This is a genomic window from Kluyvera intermedia (assembly GCF_034424175.1).
Taxonomy (GTDB): Bacteria; Pseudomonadota; Gammaproteobacteria; order Enterobacterales; family Enterobacteriaceae; genus Kluyvera; species Kluyvera intermedia.
The window spans coordinates 3,659,609-3,675,704 of record NZ_CP139986.1; the positions used below are offsets into that span (position 1 = coordinate 3,659,609).

The following is a 16,096-nucleotide window of genomic DNA, read 5'->3' on the forward strand; positions in this document are numbered from 1 at the left end:
GCCTCCTCTACGGCGTCGCCCGCGGACGGGAGGATTTCATCGGGATCAGCCAGACAATCACCGCCCCCACCACCAGCAACCCGGCGACAAACCACAAGCCGCTGTTAAAGCTGCCGGTGACATCTTTAAGCCAGCCGATCATAAATGGGCTTAATGCCGATCCGATGTTGCCGGTCGCATTGATCACCGCAATACCTATCGCGCGAGCGCGCAGACTAATCGACTGATCCGGCGTCGTCCAGAAGATCACCATCGCACTAAATGAGCCGGTTGAGGCCATCACGATCCCCAACAGTTGGATCAGACTATGATCGGTCGCCGAAGCCAATAACCACCCCGCCGCCGCAAACAGGAACGGCAGCGCCGTATGGTGTTTACGCTCCTGATATTTATCTGAATGACGACTCCAGTAAATCATCCCCAGAATGGTACAAATCTGCGGCACGGCGGCCAGCAGGCCGATGGTGATATTGCTGCTACCCTCATTAAAACTTTTAAGGATCTGCGGCGTCCAGATGCTAATTGCACTGAGCGTGTTGGTCAGACAAAAATAGGCTAGCGTGTACATCATGACAATCGGAGTGAACACCTCACGCCACAGGCTACGCTGTTGCATCGCATGGTGGCTGATAGCGCCTTCCGGCTGAACCAGCGTCAGGCGGTCGTTATCCATCATCTCCTGTAAGCACTTTTTATCCTCGGCGGTCAGCCATTTGGCCTTCGCCGGGGAGTCGTCCAGCCAGTACCAGACCATCACCCCCAGCAGCACCGCCGGGAAGCCTTCCAGCAGGAACAACCATTGCCAACCGTGCAAATTGAGTATGCCGTCCATTGATAAGATGTAGCCGGAAACTATCGAGCCCAGCGCGGTGGTCACCGGCATGGCAATCATAAACAGCGCATTGGCGCGGGCGCGGAAGAATGCGGGAAACCAGTAGGTCAAATAGACCAGAATACCGGGCAGGAAACCGGCCTCGGTAATGCCTACCAGCATGCGCAGCACGTACAGACTTTTGGGGCCGACGGCAAACATGGTGGCGGTAGAGGCAATCCCCCATAGCACCATGATGGTGGCAATCCAGCGCCGCGCGCCGACAATACTGAGCATCACGTTGCTGGGAATACCGAAGATGACATAGGTGGCGTAAAACAGCGTGGTGGCGAGACCGAACATGGTCGCGTTGAGGCCGAGATCGGCCCCCATCGTCAACCCGGCAAAACCGATATTGATACGGTCTAAAAATGAGAAGATAAACAGCACAAACAAGAACAGCACCAGACGGCGAAACAGCTTGTTGATAACCGACTGCTGACCCGCCGTCAGCTGCTTATGCTGCTCGGCGGGGTTGTGCTGCTTAGGGATAGCAGATGATGTGTCGCTCATTATCCTTTCCTCTGATGGGAAGTTTTGTAGGGTGAGGCAGGTTTTGCCCGCGGCGCTTCGCTTACCGGGCCTACAGTAGGCCGGATAAGCGCAGCGCCATCCGGCAGGAGTTAATAGACGCCGGAAGAACCCAGCGACGTTTTTTGCGCACCAAAGCGTGCCGCCAGCGCTTCCGCTCCCCGCGCCAGTAGCGTGGTATCCACGCCCACCGCGACAAACAGCGCGCCCAGTTCCAGATAGCGTTTCGCCAACGCTTCATTCGCCATCAGGATCCCCGGCGCTTTACCCGCCGCACGTATCTGGACGATGGCGCGTTCGATCGCCGCCTGCACTTCCGGGTGCTGCGGGTTACCGGCAAAGCCCATATCGGCGCTAAGATCCGCCGGGCCGATAAATACGCCGTCTACGCCATCCACATCCAGGATCTGCGCCAGATTGCTCATCGCTTCCCGGGTTTCAATCTGTACCAGCACGCACATTGCGTCATTGGCCTGATGGAGATAGTCCGGAATACGATTCCAGCGCGATGCTCGCGCGAGCGCACTGCCCACGCCACGGATACCTTGCGGCGGATAACGCGTTGCAGCCACTGCCGCACGCGCCTCATCGGCATTCTGTACCATCGGCACCAGCAGGGTTTGCGTGCCCACATCCAGCAACTGTTTAATCTGCACCGCATCATTCCACGACGGGCGCACCACCGGCTGGCTCAGGTATGGCGCAATCGCCTGGAGCTGAGTCAGCACGGTCTGAACGTTGTTCGGTGCATGTTCGCCATCAATCAACAGCCAATCGAAGCCTGCACCGGCTAACAGCTCGGCGCTGTAGCTGCTGGACAGCCCTAACCACAGGCCAATCTGTGGACGCCCGCCCTTGAGCGCATCTTTAAAACTGTTCTTAATCATCAGTTATCCTTTATACAAATCGGCAACTGATGGAGCCCATGTTGCCGTAGTCGACGTGGAAGGTGTCGCCTTTGCGCGCCGGAACCGGGCGGGTAAACGAGCCGCCGAGAATAATCTGCCCGGCTTCCAGTTGAACGTCGTACGGTGCAAGCTTATTCGCCAGCCATGCCACGCCGTTCGCCGGATGGTTTAGTACGCCTGCCGCCACACCGGTTTCTTCAATCACACCGTTGCGGTAGAGCAGCGCGGAGATCCAACGTAAATCCAGTTCGTCGGGCTTGATGGGCCGCCCGCCGAGGATCACCCCCGCATTCGCCGCATTATCGGAGATGGTGTCGAACACCTTGCGTGGTCGCTGGGTTTCCGGGTCGATGTTGTGGCTGCGGGCATCAATCAGCTCTAGCGCCGGGATCACGTAGTCGGTGGCGTTATACACGTCGAACAGCGTGCAGTTTGGCCCGCGCAGCGGTTTTGCCAGTACAAATGCCAGTTCGACTTCAATGCGCGGAACGATAAAGCGATCGGTAGGAATATCGCCGCCATCGTGGAAAAACATGTCGTCGAGCAGCGCGCCATAGTCCGGCTCGCTAATCTGCGAGCTGGCCTGCATCGCTTTTGAGGTCAGGCCAATTTTGTGGCCTTTGAGCGTACGACCTTCAGCAATCTTCATCTCAACCCATTCGCGCTGTACGGCGTAGGCGTCTTCGATGGTGATGTCCGGGTAGTCCAGCGAGACGGCACGGATCTGCTCACGCTGTTTTTCAGCCTGATTCAGCCGCTGGGCAATCAAGGTACGGGTCTGTTTATCGAGCATAGTGATTCCTGTGGCATTGTTTTCCCCCTCACCCTGTGGGAGAGGGCCGGAATGAGGGCATCAGGCCGCAGTGGATCCCCCTCACCCTAACCCTCTCCCCATGGGGAGAGGGAACTGAACGAGCGCGTATTATTTAAGGCACGGTTCTGTGGCCGTTATTTAAATAACGCGTGCACATTGTTCTGTTTGTAATTCAGCGTCGGGTGCAGCTCGGCAAGCTCAAACGACAGCGCCAGATAGCGGCTATCCATCAGCGCAGCAAAGTGTTTTTTGATAAGCTCAAAGAGCATTTCCCCCACCTCCTGACGGCTCTCCAGACTGCGCCCGCTGCCGATTTTCAACGTCATATGCACGAAGGCGTAATCATGCTGACCGTCGGCCATTTGCCAGGTATCCAGCCAATGTGCGCGGCTACGGATGCCGCCCAGCGGGAAAATTTCCGTGGCAGCCAGCGCGGCGTTGACCTTGCTAAACAGGCCCGGTAAATCGGCCAGCTCACGGATATTGTCGGTACATTCAGCAATAAAGTGCGGCATGGCTTATGCTCCGGCTGGCAGCGGGAAGACGGCATTCACCTGCCCGGTACCCGAGCTGGCAAACAGGTCGGTGACAAACTCAACCTTACCGGCGTATTTGTCCCAGCCCAGCATCCCCAAAAGCATCACGGTGTCGTGCATATTGCCTTCGCCGTAGCAGTAGTCGGCGTACTCCGGCAGCATGGTGCAGAACTCTTTGAACTTACCTTCACGCCACAGTTTCACCACCCGTTCATCCATCTGGTGGTCGAACTCGCGGGTATAGCTGTTCATCCCTTCTTCCGCCCGCTGATCGTCGATAAAGCGGTGAGATAGCGAGCCGCTGGCGAACACCGCGACGGTACCGTCGTACTGCGCAATGGCTTTTAAAATAGCCTCGCCTAACCGGCGACTATCGGCAAAATCATGCACGGTGCAAAAAGCGGAAATAGACACCACTTTGAAATGCTTATCGCTGTTCATATAGCGCATCGGTACCAGCGTGCCGTACTCCAGCTTCAGGCTGGGAATGTTGTGCGCTTTGGCGCGCACGCCCAGCTTGACCGCTTCATCGGCAATTAAATGCCCCAGCTCCGGGTTACCGTCATAGTCATAGGTCATGTCGCGGATAAAATGCGGCAACTCATTACTGGTATAAATGCCCTTGAAGCTGTCCGCGCAGTTGATGTGATAGGCGCTGTTCACCAGCCAGTGGGTGTCGAAGACGATAATGGTGTCGACGCCCATTTCACGGCAGCGTTTACCAATTTCGATATGTCCATCAATCGCCGCCTGTCGACAACCGAAGTTTTTCCCAGGAATTTCTGAGAGATACATTGACGGTACATGCGTGATTTTTGCTGCTAACGCTAACTTACCCATATCAGACTCCCCATTTCGGGATCGGATGGTCGCCCATCGAAATACAGACGTTCTTCATTTCAGCGAACACTTCAAAGCTGTATTCACCGCCTTCACGCCCGGTGCCAGAGGCCTTCACGCCGCCGAACGGTTGACGCAGATCGCGCACGTTCTGGGTGTTGACGAACACCATCCCGGCCTCAATTCCACGCGCCAGGCGCAGCACTTTGCTGATGTCCTGCGTCCAGATATAGGAGGCCAGGCCGTACTCAATATCGTTGGCCAGGCGCAGCCCTTCCGCTTCGTCTTTGAACGGAATCAAACAGGCTACTGGACCAAAAATTTCTTCCTGGGCGACACGCATACGGTTGTCGACATCTGCCAGCACCGTGGGGCGCAGGAAGTTGCCGTTGCGCAGATGGGCAGGTAAATCGGTCGGCTTCTCCGGGCCGCCCGCCAGCAGGGTTGCGCCCTCTTCAATGCCGAGGCGAATATAGCCGGAGACTTTTTCCCAATGTGACTGGCTAATCAACGCGCCCACCTGGGTGTTCGGGTCGGTAGGATCGCCCACACGCAGGCGATTGGCGCGTTCGGCAAAGCGTTTCACGAACTCGGGATAAATACTCTGCTGGATAAAGATGCGTGACCCCGCGGTGCAGCGTTCGCCGTTAATCGAGAAGATGGTGAACAGCGCGGCATCCAGCGCACGTTCAATATCGGCATCGTCAAAAATGAGCACCGGTGATTTACCGCCCAGCTCCATCGAATATTTTTTCAGCCCGGCGTTTTTCATGATATTGCGCCCGGTGGTGGTGCCGCCGGTAAAGGAGACGGCACGCACGTCATGATGACGCACCAGCGCGTCCCCCGCGCTGGCCCCATAACCCTGCACCACGTTCAGCACGCCCGCCGGAATACCGGCTTCCAGCGCCAGCTCGCCCAGACGATCGGCGGTCAGCGGCGACAGTTCAGACATTTTCAACACCGCGGTGTTGCCCAGCGCCAGACACGGCGCGACCTTCCAGGTGGCGGTCATAAACGGCACGTTCCACGGCGACACCAGCGCGCACACGCCAACCGGCTGTACGAGGGTGTAGTTGAGCATTTTGTCGTCAACCGGATAGGTTTTACCGTTCATCTGCTGACACACTTCGGCGAAAAATTCGAAGTTGTGGGAAGCTCGCGGGATCAACACGTTTTTGGTCTGGTGGATAGGTAGACCGGTATCGGCAGTTTCCATTGCCGCGATGTCCGGCACGTTCTGGTCAATCAAATCCCCCAGTCGGCGCATCAGGCGCGCGCGCTCTTTCATCGGCAGATTGGCCCACTTCGGGAAGGCCTCTTTTGCAGCGGCGACAGCCTGATTCACTTCCGCTTCCCTGCCGGATGCCACTTCTGCCAGCACCTCACCGGTTGCCGGGTTGGTGGTATGGAAATATTCATTACCCGCAACGTTTTTACCGTTGATCCAATGGTTAATCTTTTTCATTTTGCGCTCTCCTCGCTAATAATCCGGTTCACCAGGCGACCCACGCCTTCCACTTCCACCACCACTTCATCGCCCGGTACCACGTCGGAGAGCCCTTTTGGCGTACCGGTGGCAATCATATCGCCCGGTTGCAGCGTCATAAATTCGCTGAGATAGGCAATCAAAAAGGGAATGCTGAAGATCAAATCGGCGGTCGTCCCCTGCTGGCGTAGCTCACCGTTGACGTAGGTGCGCAAGGCAAGGTTGTGCGGGTCCGGGATAGACTCTTTTGGCACAATGTTGGGGGAGATTGGGGTGAGCCCATCGCGACTTTTTACCCGCAGATTGGGGCGGTAATAGTTTTCCAGGTAATCCCGAATGGCGTAGTCGTTACAGACCGTATAACCCGCAACAAAGTCCATAGCATTGGCTTCGCTAACGTGGCGTGCAGTTTTGCCGACAACCACCACCAGTTCCGCCTCATAGTGCATGTATTCCACGTTATTCGGGCGCACGGAAGTTTGTCCGTCGCCAGTTACCGTATTGGGTGCCTTAATAAATACCAACGGTTCTTCCGGTGGCTTAAATTCCAGTTCGCTGGCGTGATCGGCGTAATTCAGGCCGAGCGCAAAAAGCGTGCCGTGGGAAGGTGAATGGGTAACGGTAGCAACGTCATTCTCTGCCACCACCGGGTTTTCCAGAGGTGGAAAGCCGTCAGCCAGAATGCGGACGCGATCGCCTGCATGCAGCGTGACGCGGGAGTGCGGCGTGCCGATAAGAATGGAATCACCCGGTTGCAGGGTAGCGAATTCACTTAACGCGCAGAGTAATTCAGCGGCGCTGCGTTGCAGGTCTGAGGTGTTCCAGTGGTCGGCCTGTCGACCGTTGATTTCGGTAATGATGGTGAGATTGTCAACGTTATCTACGCTCACCACCTCCCCCAGCGGGCAGAAACCGTCACGGCATTTGGCTTTGATCGCCGGGCGATAAAAACTGTCTTCCGGGAGGCTAACTTCATTGGCCAGTGCATATCCGGCGATATAGCTAGCCGCCTCTTCAATACGTACCTTACTCGCCGTTTTCCCGACCACCAGCGCTACCGTGGCGCCGCTTTGTACCGTTTCACCCTGCGGATAGGGAATCGGTTCACCGCTGCGGCGCACGGTATTGTGAGGTTTGATAAACCAGACTGCCGTTTTGGGCGGTGTATTGTAGGGGGCTTGCTCAAACGCCTCACGCCAGGCATCAAGCTGGCTGCGATGGTTGAGCGCCACGGCGAAAACAGTACTTTTCATGAACAGCTCCTTAGCAAAACTCTTTTCATTAACATGTTAATGACCTGTTTTATGCCTCGACTGGTCATTTAGCAAACACAAGTAGATTATTTGTGACTTAATTAACACAAATTTTACACGATTGAATTTTATATGCTTATTATCAATAAGTTAAATAAACATACGATTTTTGATGGCTCATTTTGATAAAAATATCCTGTTGATAAAAGCAACATTGCTATATTGTTCATATATTAACGATAAGATTTAGAGGGAGGCATAATGCATGATTCGTTGACCATTGCGCTGATGCAGGCGCGCGAAGCGGCGATGAGCTATTTCCGCCCGATTGTGAAACAGCACAATCTGACAGAACAGCAGTGGCGAATTATTCGTGTGCTGGTGGATAACCCCTCGATGGACTTTCACGATCTGGCCGCCGCCACCTGTATTTTACGTCCCAGCCTGACCGGTATTCTGACGCGTATGGAGCGCGATGGACTGGTGCTGCGGTTAAAGCCCGTTAACGATCAGCGCAAGCTTTACGTGTCGTTGACCAAAGAGGGGTATGCGCTGTACGAGCGCGCGCAGGCGAAAGTTGAGGAAGCGTATTTGCAGATTGAACAGCATTTTACGCCAGAGAAAATGAAGCAATTGACGGCGTTGCTGCATGAATTTATTGCTCTGAATAAATAGCCATACCACGCAGGCGGATGACCCGTGGGAGTAGGCCGGATAAGGCAACACCGCCATCCGGCGATGTGCGCGGTTACACCAGGCAGGCCTTCACTTTCACTACCGCTTTTTTAATTCCACCCGGCTCATCCCCCTGAATGCCGGATTCATGCGGTTCACCGGGGAAGAACACGGCGAACATTTCCGCTTGTAGCGTCACCCGTTGGCAGTGCTCAATATCATCACACAGTTGATAATCCTCTTCCCGATGCCATTCATCGCACTGCCGGGCGCTGTTATATAGACCGTCATGAATCGTCTCCTCACCTGCCAAAAGAATCTGTAAATCGATATAGTCCGTGTGCAGTTTCGCCCGTTTAGCCTGCGCGGGCTGAGTCTGGATATGGAGCAATTCCTGATGATGGCAGCTGATAAAATCCCAAACCTGTCCGGAATGAAGTTTAACTCCAGCGACATGTATGAGTTCCAGCGCTGCCTGCGCGTGAATAACGGCCAGTTCGATATTCCGTTTGGCGTGGATGAATTTTTACCGGCGGGGTTGGCCTGCGGCGCGATTGGCGCAGTGGGCAGTACTTATAATTACGCGGCGCCGCTTTATCTGCGCCTGATTGACAGCTTTAACCAGGGCAATCATCAGGACGTCGCGGCCTGTATGGATAAAGTGATCGCCATTATTCGTGTACTGGTGCAGTACGGCGGCGTGGCGGCAGGAAAACTGGCGATGCAGCTGCACGGGATTGATGTCGGCGATCCGCGTCGCCCGCTGCGTCCAATGACGGCGGAGCAAAAGCAGGATGCGCTGGCGAAGTTTCGCGCGGCTGAGTTTATGTAAGGCGGGAGCGGCACCTTTGCCCCTCACCCTAGCCCTCTCCCCACAGGGGAGAGGGGACAGATCGGAGCGAATCTGTTAGGACGCTCCGACTTACGCGCCCTGACGGGTCGCAGCCAACACAATCTCACGAATACAAACATACTGCGGCTGAGAATAGGCATACTCAATCGCATGCGCCACATCTTCCGGGCTCAATACTTTGCCGCCCATATCCTGCTTCCAGCTCTGATATCCGGTTTTAATATCATCATTAGTGGTATGGCTCAGCAGCTCGGTTTCAACAGCTCCCGGCGCAATCACCACCACGCGCACGTTATGTGGCGACAGTTCTTCACGCAGGTTTTCCGACAGGCCGTGAACGGCAAATTTAGTCCCCACATATACTGTGTGGTTCGGGAAAGTTTTACGTCCAGCGATGGAGCTAATGTTAATAATAGTGCCCGCTTTACGTTCAATCATCCCTTTGGTGACCGCATGAACACCGTTCAGCAGACCTTTCACGTTGACGTCCAGCATCTGCTCCCATTCGTCCGGGTTTTGATCATCAATGTTGCCCAGAAGCATCACGCCCGCATTGTTGACCATCGCATCCACCGGCCCAAACTGTTGCTCGGCTTCGGCAATGGCTGCCGCGATGGCTTGACGATCGGTCACATCCACGGAACGGCACAGAGCATGCGGCAGATTCAGCGCCGTCATACGATCAACGCGACGCGCCAGCAACAGCAGCGCATGACCGCGTTCAGATAACAGTTTTGCGGTTGCCAGGCCAATGCCGGAGCTTGCGCCAGTAATCACAACTAAAGGTTTTGATACAGGGTTCATGGGTAAGCCTCATAAATAAAATTGATGTCGCTACTTTAAAACCGAATCAAAAAGGTTAAAAATGGTTTGTTTTTTTCACAGCCATAAAGAAAATCTATGGATAAACGACAACTCAGCGCCTTCATCTCCGTGTTTGAAGAGCGCAACATTACCCGTGCGGCTGAACAGCTAAGTCTGACACAGCCTGCTCTTTCTGCCACCGTCAAAGCGCTGGAAGAGGAGTTGGGGACTCAGCTTTTTGTGCGTAAACCTCGCGGCGTCGAGGTGACGGAAGATGCACGCGCGCTTTACCCACATGCCTGCCGGATGATTCAGGATATGGCTACGCTGACTTCACGCTTTCGTAAGCGCCAGGATAAAGCGCCGCTGACCATCGGTGTTGAGCAGGATATTGCCTCGCCGTATCTGAACTCGCTGTTACAGCAGATTAGCCCAGAGATGACGGACACGCTGGTGACGCTCACCCCAGGCTGTACGGGTGATATTCGGCTGGGCTGTGAAAGCTTGCGCTGCGAAGACGAGTTGTTTATGCCGCTATTTGACGAAGAGTATGTGCTGGCATATCCAACCTTACATCCGTTAAGTGAAGCAGGAGAACTCACCGCTGAGCAACTTTATAGTTTCCCGTGGGTGATGTATCCGACCCACGATTCTCATCAGCGTTTTTTGCCGTTTTACGGGCCGTCTGCGGGTGCGCCGAGCGCTAACGCCGGGAGCTTCACGCTGGCGCTGGATCTGGTAGAAGCCGGATTTGGATTGGCGATCGCCCCCCATTCGTTGGTCGAATCACGTTGCGCTCTTCGTTCACGCGCACTGCCGGGATATCCGTTATTGCGGCGAGTTGGCATCTGTTATGCGGTGCAGGCAGTGGAGAATCCGGCGGTCAATCGGTTGCTGGAGGGATTGAACGGCGCGTAACCGTTCACCTCAACGATTCCCGGCGGCGCTGCGCTTGGCCGGGCTACGAATCTATATTGCCACCAGTTGCCTGACCCCCTGCGCCTCCATCTCGTCCCCGCGTCCGCGCTGCACAATCGTGCCGCGCGACATCACCAGATAATGGTCTGCCAGTTCAGCGGCAAAATCATAAAACTGTTCCACCAGCAAAATCGCCATATCCCCCCGGTTGGCGAGACTTCTTATCACCGCGCCGATCTCTTTGATCACCGACGGTTGGATCCCTTCCGTGGGTTCATCGAGGATCAGCAACTGCGGCTTACAGGCCAGCGCCCGGCCGATCGCCAGCTGTTGCTGCTGTCCGCCGGAGAGATCGCCGCCCCGCCGCTGTTTCATTTCGCGCAGCACCGGGAACAGATCGTAGATCTCCTCCGGTACGCTTTTGGCCTGCGAGCCGGAAAAACGCGACAGCCCCATCAGCAAATTCTCCTCCACGGTTAAACGCGGAAAAATCTCCCGCCCCTGCGGTACGTAGGCAATCCCCTGCTGTACCCGCTGGTGCGGTTTGCTGGTATTGATAAGCTTCCCCTGCCAGTGAATAGTGCCGGACTTCGCCGGGATAACCCCCATCAGGCATTTCAGCAGCGTGGTTTTGCCCACGCCGTTGCGCCCCAACAGGCAGGTAATCTCCCCCGGCGTGGTGTCAAATGACAGACCACGAAGAATATGGCTGCCGCCGTAATACTGATTTAATTCATTAACCTGTAACATATTAGCGCCCCAGATAAACGTCGATAACCTGCTCGTTGGCCTGCACGTCGCGCAGCGAGCCCTCGGCCAATACTTGCCCCTGATGCAGCACGGTGACGTGGTCGGCGATGGTTTCGACAAACCCCATATCGTGCTCAACCACCATCAGCGAATGCTTGCCCGCAAGCGTGCGAAACAGTTCGGCGATGTAATCCGTTTCCGCATCGGTGAGCCCAGCGGCAGGTTCGTCGAGCAGCAGCAAATGCGGCTCCTGCACCAGCAGCATGCCGATTTCCAGAAACTGTTTTTGCCCATGAGAAAGCAGCCCCGATGGACGATGGCGATGCGCGGTCAAGCGCAGCAGTTCCAGCACTTCGTCAATGCGGTCACGCTGCTCACCGTTGAGTTTCGCCCGCAGACAGGTCCACACCGACTTATCCATTTTCTGGGCAATTTCGAGATTCTCACTCACGCTGAGCGCTTCAAACACCGTCGGTTTCTGGAATTTACGCCCAATCCCCGCCCGGGCAATCTCTACCGGCGACAGTCCCATCAGATCGATGTTCTGATCGTAGGTGACCTTGCCGCTGTCCGGCTGCGTTTTGCCGGTGATCACATCCATCAGCGTGGTTTTCCCCGCGCCGTTAGGGCCTATCACGCAGCGCAGCTCTCCCACGCCAATGGAGAGCGACAGGTTGGTCAGCGCCTGAAAGGAGTCGAAGGTGACGTTAATATTTTCCAGTTGCAGCACCGGATCGGTGGTTTTGCGATAGCGATCCTGCGGCAGCGTCTGGGTGAACAGGGAATCAGTCATGCTTCCTCCGTTTGAGAAGACCAATCACGCCGCGCGGCAGGAATAGCGTGACGAGGATAAACATCAGCCCAAGGAAAAAGAGCCAGAAATCCGGGAAGGCGACGGTGAAGTAGCTTTTAGCACCGTTAACGATCCCCGCGCCGAGGATCGGCCCGATAAGCGTACCGCGCCCGCCAAGCGCTACCCAGATAGCCGCTTCAATCGAGTTGGTCGGCGACATTTCGCTAGGGTTGATAATCCCCACCTGCGGCACGTACAGCGCGCCCGCCAGGCCACACAGCACGGCGGAGAGCGTCCAGACGAACAGCTTGAAGCCTTTGGGATCGTAGCCGCAGAACATCAACCGGTTCTCCGCGTCGCGCACGGCGGTGAGCACGCGGCCAAACTTGCTGCGGGTCAGCATCACGCCAATCACCAACGAACCGGCTAATAGCAGAACGGTGGCGACAAACAGCGCAATACGCGTGCCAGTGGCCGATACCGGGAAGCCCAGCAGCGTGGTGAAACCGGTAAAGCCGTTGTTGCCGCCAAAGCCGGTTTCGTTGCGGAAAAACAGCAGCATTCCGGCATAAGTCAGCGCCTGGGTCATTATCGAGAAGTAGACGTCTTTAATGCGCGAGCGAAAAGCAAAGTAGCCGAACACCAGCGCCAATAGCCCCGGCACCAGCACGATCAGGCACAGCGCCCAGGCAAAATGCTGCGTCCCCGTCCAGAACCACGGCAGTTCAGTCCACGACAGAAAGGACATAAATGCCGGTAGCCCGTCGCCGGAGGCCTGCCGCATCAGATACATGCCCATCGCGTAGCCGCCCAGCGCAAAGAACAGACCATGGCCCAACGACAGCAGCCCGGCATAGCCCCACACCAGATCCAGCGCCACCGCTACCACCGCATAGCACAGTATTTTGCCCAACAGCGTCAGCGTATAAGTGGAGACCGCCAGCGGGTTATCCGCCGGCAGCAGCGCAAAAAACGGCAGTACCAGCAGCGCCACCAGCAAAAGCGTCGCCAGCAGGCCGGTCAGGCGCGGCGCACGACGCGCGAGGGTTAACGTAATAGGTTGGCTCATCAGTCAATTACCCGCCCTTTGAATGCGAACAATCCTTGCGGCCGCTTTTGAATAAACAGCACGATCAAGACCAGAATGGCAATTTTGCCCAGTACCGCGCCGACCTGCGGCTCCAGCACTTTATTGAGAACACCCAGCCCCAGCGCGGCGACCACGGTGCCCGCCAGTTGCCCGACGCCGCCGGTCACCACCACCAGGAAGGAGTCGATGATGTACCCCTGCCCCAGTTCCGGGCCGACGTTACCCAACTGCGACAGCGCCACGCCCCCCAATCCTGCGATGCCGGAGCCTAAGCCGAAGGCCAGCATATCGACGCGCCCGGTCGGCACGCCGCAGCAGTCGGCCATACGGCGGTTTTGGGTGACTGCACGCACGTTCATGCCCAGCCGGGTTTTGTTCAGCAACAGCCAGGTCAGCGCCAGCACGCCGACGACGAAGATAATCACCGCAATACGGTTATACGGCAGCACCAGATTCGGCAGTACGTTCCAGCCGCCGGAGAGCCACGCCGGGTTCGCCACTTCCAGGTTTTGCGTGCCAAACAGCACGCGCACCAGTTGGATCAGCATCAGGCTAATCCCCCAGGTCGCCAGCAGGGTTTCCAGCGGGCGCCCATAGAGATGGCGGATAATGGTGCGTTCGAGGATCATCCCCACCGCCGCGGTGATGAAAAAGGCCACCGGCAACGCCACCAGCGGATAAAGCGCCAGCCACTCCGGCGCGTAACGTTGAAACAGGCTCTGCACCAGCCAGGTGGAATAGGCACCGAGCATCAGCATTTCGCCGTGGGCCATATTAATCACCCCCAGCAGGCCGTAGGTAATCGCCAGCCCCAGCGCCGCCAGCAATAAAATGGAGCCCAGCGAAATCCCGCTGAACGCCTGCCCCAGCCAGTCGCCCCATTTCAGGCGCTGCTGTACCTGCTTGAGACTGTCCGCCGCCGCCGCACGCACCAGTGCGTCAGGTTCGTTTTGCGGTTGTGTGAGGCGGTTAAGACTGCCCTGCACCTGCGGGTCGTTAGATTCTCCCAGCAGCTTCACCGCCTGAAGACGTTGCTCTGCCCGGCTATCGGAGAGCTGGAGATTGGCGACGGCAATCGCCAGCGCGGCTTTGACGCGGTCATCCTGCTCGGCCGCCAGGCGCTGAGTCAGCATCGGCAGTTGATCCTGCTCAGCGCTATTTTGCAGCGTTAAGGCAGCGCTCAGACGCACTTTCGCATCCTCGCTCACCAGTTGATGCGAGGCCAGCGCGCTGGCAATCAACCCGCGAATGCGGTTGTTCATAAAGATTTTTTTGGTCGCGCCAATGGGCGCGGCATTGCCTTCCAGCGGCACAAGCTGGCCGCCACGCTCACTGAACAATTGCTCATGCTCATCACTCACTATCGCTTCGGTGCTCAATGCCTGAAGCAGCGGCAGCCGTGCAGCTTGCGGTGCAGCGGCCCACTGCTGGAGCAATTTTGCCTGCGCACTACGGTTCGCCTGGCCGTAGTCGGCGGCAGGCCCCGCCAGCGCCGAGGCGCTCATGAGCAGGCAGCTTAAAAAAAGAAAACGCAACGCCGGGAGTATTTTCATGGTATCCGTTCTTAGGCTGGTTACCCGGAAAAGCCGGTGATATCAACGGCTAACGGGGGCAGCCAGCCGCCCCCGCCGCGATCGTTTGACGGTTACTGACCGCCTGTTTTCACCGGCGTATCCGGCTTTTTGTCATTACCCGCGATGTACGGGCTCCACGGCTGTGCGCGCACCGGTTTATCGGTATTCCACACCACGTTGAACTGACCGTTGTCTTCGATTTCACCAATCATCACCGGTTTGTGCAGGTGGTGGTTGGTGGCGTCCATGGTCAGGGTGAAACCGCTCGGCGCGGCAAAGGTCTGGTTTGCCATCGCGGCACGCACTTTATCCACGTCGGTAGTCCCCGCTTTTTCCACCGCCTGCGCCCACATATGGATACCGACGTAGGTCGCTTCCATCGGGTCGTTGGTCACCACGGAATCGGCGTTCGGCAGCTTGTGCGCTTTAGCGTAGGCGCGGTAGTCGGCAACAAATTTGGCGTTCACCGGGTTGGTGACGGACTCGAAGTAGTTCCACGCCGCCAGATGCCCGACCAGCGGTTTGGTATCAATGCCGCGCAGTTCTTCTTCACCGACGGAGAAGGCCACCACCGGCACGTCGGTTGCTTTGGTGCCCTGGTTTGCCAGCTCTTTATAGAACGGGACGTTGGAGTCGCCGTTGATGGTGGAGATCACCGCTGTTTTACCGCCTGCGGAGAATTTTTTGATGTTGGAGACAATAGTCTGATAGTCGCTGTAGCCAAACGGTGTATAGACCTCTTCGATGTCTTTATCCTGAATGCCTTTCGAGTGCAGGAAGGCGCGGAGGATCTTGTTGGTGGTGCGCGGATAAACGTAGTCGGTCCCCAGCAGGAAGAAGCGCTTCGCGCTGCCGCCGTCTTCGCTCATCATGTATTCCACCGCCGGAATGGCCTGCTGGTTTGGTGCCGCACCGGTGTAGAAGACGTTTGGTGACATCTCTTCCCCTTCATATTGCACCGGATAGAACAGCAGCCCGTTGAGTTCCTCAAACACCGGCAGCACCGATTTACGCGACACCGATGTCCAACAACCAAACACCGCCGCGACCTTATCCTGGGTCAGCAACTGGCGCGCTTTTTCCGCGAACAGCGGCCAGTTGGAGGCTGGGTCAACGACCACCGGTTCGAGTTTTTTGCCCAGTACGCCGCCTTTGGCGTTAATCTCGTCGATGGTCATCAGCGCCACATCTTTCAGCGGCGTTTCAGAAATCGCCATGGTGCCGGAAAGGGAGGACATAATCCCCACTTTGATGGTGTCTGCGGCGTAGGCTTGCAAGGAAAAGCCCAGGCCCAAAAAGGTGGCCGACAGGGCAAATGCTTTCAGTAAAGAACGTCTTTTCATGACCAGAACCCCTAAACGATATTGAGTGATAACGGTTTTCCCATCACGCGATGG

The 16,096-nt window shown here is 56.5% G+C and carries 16 protein-coding genes and 1 pseudogene; 3 read left to right on the plus strand and 14 right to left on the minus strand.

What is annotated here, in order from left to right:
• Positions 1 to 7: 7 nt before the first annotated feature.
• The 7 genes from hpaX to hpaG form a co-directional block, all read right to left on the minus strand.
• Positions 8 to 1,384: a 4-hydroxyphenylacetate permease gene (gene hpaX, locus U0026_RS17785; RefSeq protein ID WP_062774028.1), complete on the minus strand. Its 1,377-nt coding sequence runs from the start codon at positions 1,382 to 1,384 to the stop codon at positions 8 to 10.
• 110 nt (positions 1,385 to 1,494) lie between these two features.
• A complete protein-coding gene (hpaI, locus tag U0026_RS17790; protein WP_062774073.1) occupies positions 1,495 to 2,286 on the minus strand; it encodes a 4-hydroxy-2-oxoheptanedioate aldolase in 792 nt (263 codons plus the stop codon).
• A gap of 13 nt (positions 2,287 to 2,299) precedes the next feature.
• Complete coding sequence (hpaH, locus tag U0026_RS17795; RefSeq protein WP_062774030.1) at positions 2,300 to 3,103, minus strand: 2-oxo-hept-4-ene-1,7-dioate hydratase; 804 nt, start codon at positions 3,101 to 3,103, stop codon at positions 2,300 to 2,302.
• A 155-nt stretch (positions 3,104 to 3,258) separates the two neighbouring features.
• Complete coding sequence (locus tag U0026_RS17800; RefSeq protein WP_062774032.1) at positions 3,259 to 3,639, minus strand: 5-carboxymethyl-2-hydroxymuconate Delta-isomerase; 381 nt, start codon at positions 3,637 to 3,639, stop codon at positions 3,259 to 3,261.
• Between the two features lie 3 nt (positions 3,640 to 3,642).
• Positions 3,643 to 4,500: a 3,4-dihydroxyphenylacetate 2,3-dioxygenase gene (gene hpaD / locus U0026_RS17805; protein WP_062774033.1), complete on the minus strand. Its 858-nt coding sequence runs from the start codon at positions 4,498 to 4,500 to the stop codon at positions 3,643 to 3,645.
• Position 4,501: 1 nt separating this feature from the next.
• On the minus strand, positions 4,502 to 5,968 hold the full coding sequence (hpaE, locus tag U0026_RS17810; protein ID WP_062774035.1) for a 5-carboxymethyl-2-hydroxymuconate semialdehyde dehydrogenase: 1,467 nt from the start codon (positions 5,966 to 5,968) through the stop codon (positions 4,502 to 4,504).
• Positions 5,965 to 7,242: a 4-hydroxyphenylacetate degradation bifunctional isomerase/decarboxylase gene (gene hpaG / locus U0026_RS17815; RefSeq protein WP_062774037.1), complete on the minus strand. Its 1,278-nt coding sequence runs from the start codon at positions 7,240 to 7,242 to the stop codon at positions 5,965 to 5,967. Before hpaG ends, hpaE begins: the two co-directional genes overlap by 4 nt.
• Before the next feature lie 261 nt (positions 7,243 to 7,503).
• On the opposite strand from hpaG, the gene hpaR reads away from it, so the two are divergent.
• Positions 7,504 to 7,917 carry a homoprotocatechuate degradation operon regulator HpaR gene (hpaR, locus tag U0026_RS17820; protein WP_062774039.1) on the plus strand — a complete coding sequence of 138 codons (414 nt, stop codon included), beginning with the start codon at positions 7,504 to 7,506 and terminating at the stop codon, positions 7,915 to 7,917.
• A gap of 73 nt (positions 7,918 to 7,990) precedes the next feature.
• On the opposite strand, the gene U0026_RS17825 is transcribed toward hpaR, so the two are convergent.
• A complete protein-coding gene (locus tag U0026_RS17825) occupies positions 7,991 to 8,308 on the minus strand; it encodes a YhcH/YjgK/YiaL family protein (RefSeq protein ID WP_082806306.1) in 318 nt (105 codons plus the stop codon).
• Between U0026_RS17825 and U0026_RS17830 the strand changes: the two are divergent.
• Positions 8,279 to 8,749 (plus strand): annotated as a pseudogene (locus tag U0026_RS17830) (dihydrodipicolinate synthase family protein); the annotation flags it as partial. The gene U0026_RS17825 and the pseudogene U0026_RS17830 sit on opposite strands and share 30 nt — an antisense overlap.
• Before the next feature lie 90 nt (positions 8,750 to 8,839).
• Here U0026_RS17830 and U0026_RS17835 read toward each other — a convergent pair.
• On the minus strand, positions 8,840 to 9,574 hold the full coding sequence (locus tag U0026_RS17835; RefSeq protein WP_062774045.1) for an SDR family oxidoreductase: 735 nt from the start codon (positions 9,572 to 9,574) through the stop codon (positions 8,840 to 8,842).
• A 96-nt stretch (positions 9,575 to 9,670) separates the two neighbouring features.
• On the opposite strand from U0026_RS17835, the gene U0026_RS17840 reads away from it, so the two are divergent.
• Positions 9,671 to 10,492 carry a LysR family transcriptional regulator gene (locus U0026_RS17840; protein WP_062774047.1) on the plus strand — a complete coding sequence of 274 codons (822 nt, stop codon included), beginning with the start codon at positions 9,671 to 9,673 and terminating at the stop codon, positions 10,490 to 10,492.
• Positions 10,493 to 10,543: 51 nt separating this feature from the next.
• On the opposite strand, the gene urtE is transcribed toward U0026_RS17840, so the two are convergent.
• The 5 genes from urtE to urtA form a co-directional block, all read right to left on the minus strand.
• Positions 10,544 to 11,242: an urea ABC transporter ATP-binding subunit UrtE gene (urtE, locus tag U0026_RS17845; protein WP_062774049.1), complete on the minus strand. Its 699-nt coding sequence runs from the start codon at positions 11,240 to 11,242 to the stop codon at positions 10,544 to 10,546.
• Between the two features lies 1 nt (position 11,243).
• Entirely contained in the window at positions 11,244 to 12,035 is a 792-nt protein-coding gene (urtD, locus tag U0026_RS17850; RefSeq protein WP_062774051.1) for an urea ABC transporter ATP-binding protein UrtD, read from the minus strand.
• A complete protein-coding gene (gene urtC, locus U0026_RS17855) occupies positions 12,028 to 13,104 on the minus strand; it encodes an urea ABC transporter permease subunit UrtC (RefSeq protein ID WP_062774053.1) in 1,077 nt (358 codons plus the stop codon). The genes urtD and urtC overlap by 8 nt, the downstream gene beginning before the upstream one ends.
• Positions 13,104 to 14,678 (minus strand): urea ABC transporter permease subunit UrtB, encoded by a 1,575-nt coding sequence (urtB, locus tag U0026_RS17860; protein ID WP_062774055.1) that lies wholly within the window; start codon positions 14,676 to 14,678, stop codon positions 13,104 to 13,106. The genes urtC and urtB overlap by 1 nt, the downstream gene beginning before the upstream one ends.
• Before the next feature lie 92 nt (positions 14,679 to 14,770).
• Positions 14,771 to 16,042: an urea ABC transporter substrate-binding protein gene (gene urtA, locus U0026_RS17865; RefSeq protein ID WP_062774057.1), complete on the minus strand. Its 1,272-nt coding sequence runs from the start codon at positions 16,040 to 16,042 to the stop codon at positions 14,771 to 14,773.
• Positions 16,043 to 16,096: the final 54 nt, after the last annotated feature.

Excerpts from the sequence above, each read along its gene's own strand:
- U0026_RS17835 (WP_062774045.1), bottom strand. The coding sequence starts at position 9,574 with ATGAACCCTGTATCAAAACCTTTAGTTGTGATTACTGGCGCAAGCTCC.
- hpaH (WP_062774030.1), bottom strand. The coding sequence starts at position 3,103 with ATGCTCGATAAACAGACCCGTACCTTGATTGCCCAGCGGCTGAATCAG.
- U0026_RS17840 (WP_062774047.1), top strand. The coding sequence starts at position 9,671 with ATGGATAAACGACAACTCAGCGCCTTCATCTCCGTGTTTGAAGAGCGC.
- urtB (WP_062774055.1), bottom strand. The coding sequence starts at position 14,678 with ATGAAAATACTCCCGGCGTTGCGTTTTCTTTTTTTAAGCTGCCTGCTC.
- urtD (WP_062774051.1), bottom strand. The coding sequence starts at position 12,035 with ATGACTGATTCCCTGTTCACCCAGACGCTGCCGCAGGATCGCTATCGC.
- U0026_RS17800 (WP_062774032.1), bottom strand. The coding sequence starts at position 3,639 with ATGCCGCACTTTATTGCTGAATGTACCGACAATATCCGTGAGCTGGCC.
- urtA (WP_062774057.1), bottom strand. The coding sequence starts at position 16,042 with ATGAAAAGACGTTCTTTACTGAAAGCATTTGCCCTGTCGGCCACCTTT.
- urtE (WP_062774049.1), bottom strand. The coding sequence starts at position 11,242 with ATGTTACAGGTTAATGAATTAAATCAGTATTACGGCGGCAGCCATATT.
- hpaE (WP_062774035.1), bottom strand. The coding sequence starts at position 5,968 with ATGAAAAAGATTAACCATTGGATCAACGGTAAAAACGTTGCGGGTAAT.
- hpaD (WP_062774033.1), bottom strand. The coding sequence starts at position 4,500 with ATGGGTAAGTTAGCGTTAGCAGCAAAAATCACGCATGTACCGTCAATG.
- hpaR (WP_062774039.1), top strand. The coding sequence starts at position 7,504 with ATGCATGATTCGTTGACCATTGCGCTGATGCAGGCGCGCGAAGCGGCG.
- urtC (WP_062774053.1), bottom strand. The coding sequence starts at position 13,104 with ATGAGCCAACCTATTACGTTAACCCTCGCGCGTCGTGCGCCGCGCCTG.
- hpaG (WP_062774037.1), bottom strand. The coding sequence starts at position 7,242 with ATGAAAAGTACTGTTTTCGCCGTGGCGCTCAACCATCGCAGCCAGCTT.
- hpaX (WP_062774028.1), bottom strand. The coding sequence starts at position 1,384 with ATGAGCGACACATCATCTGCTATCCCTAAGCAGCACAACCCCGCCGAG.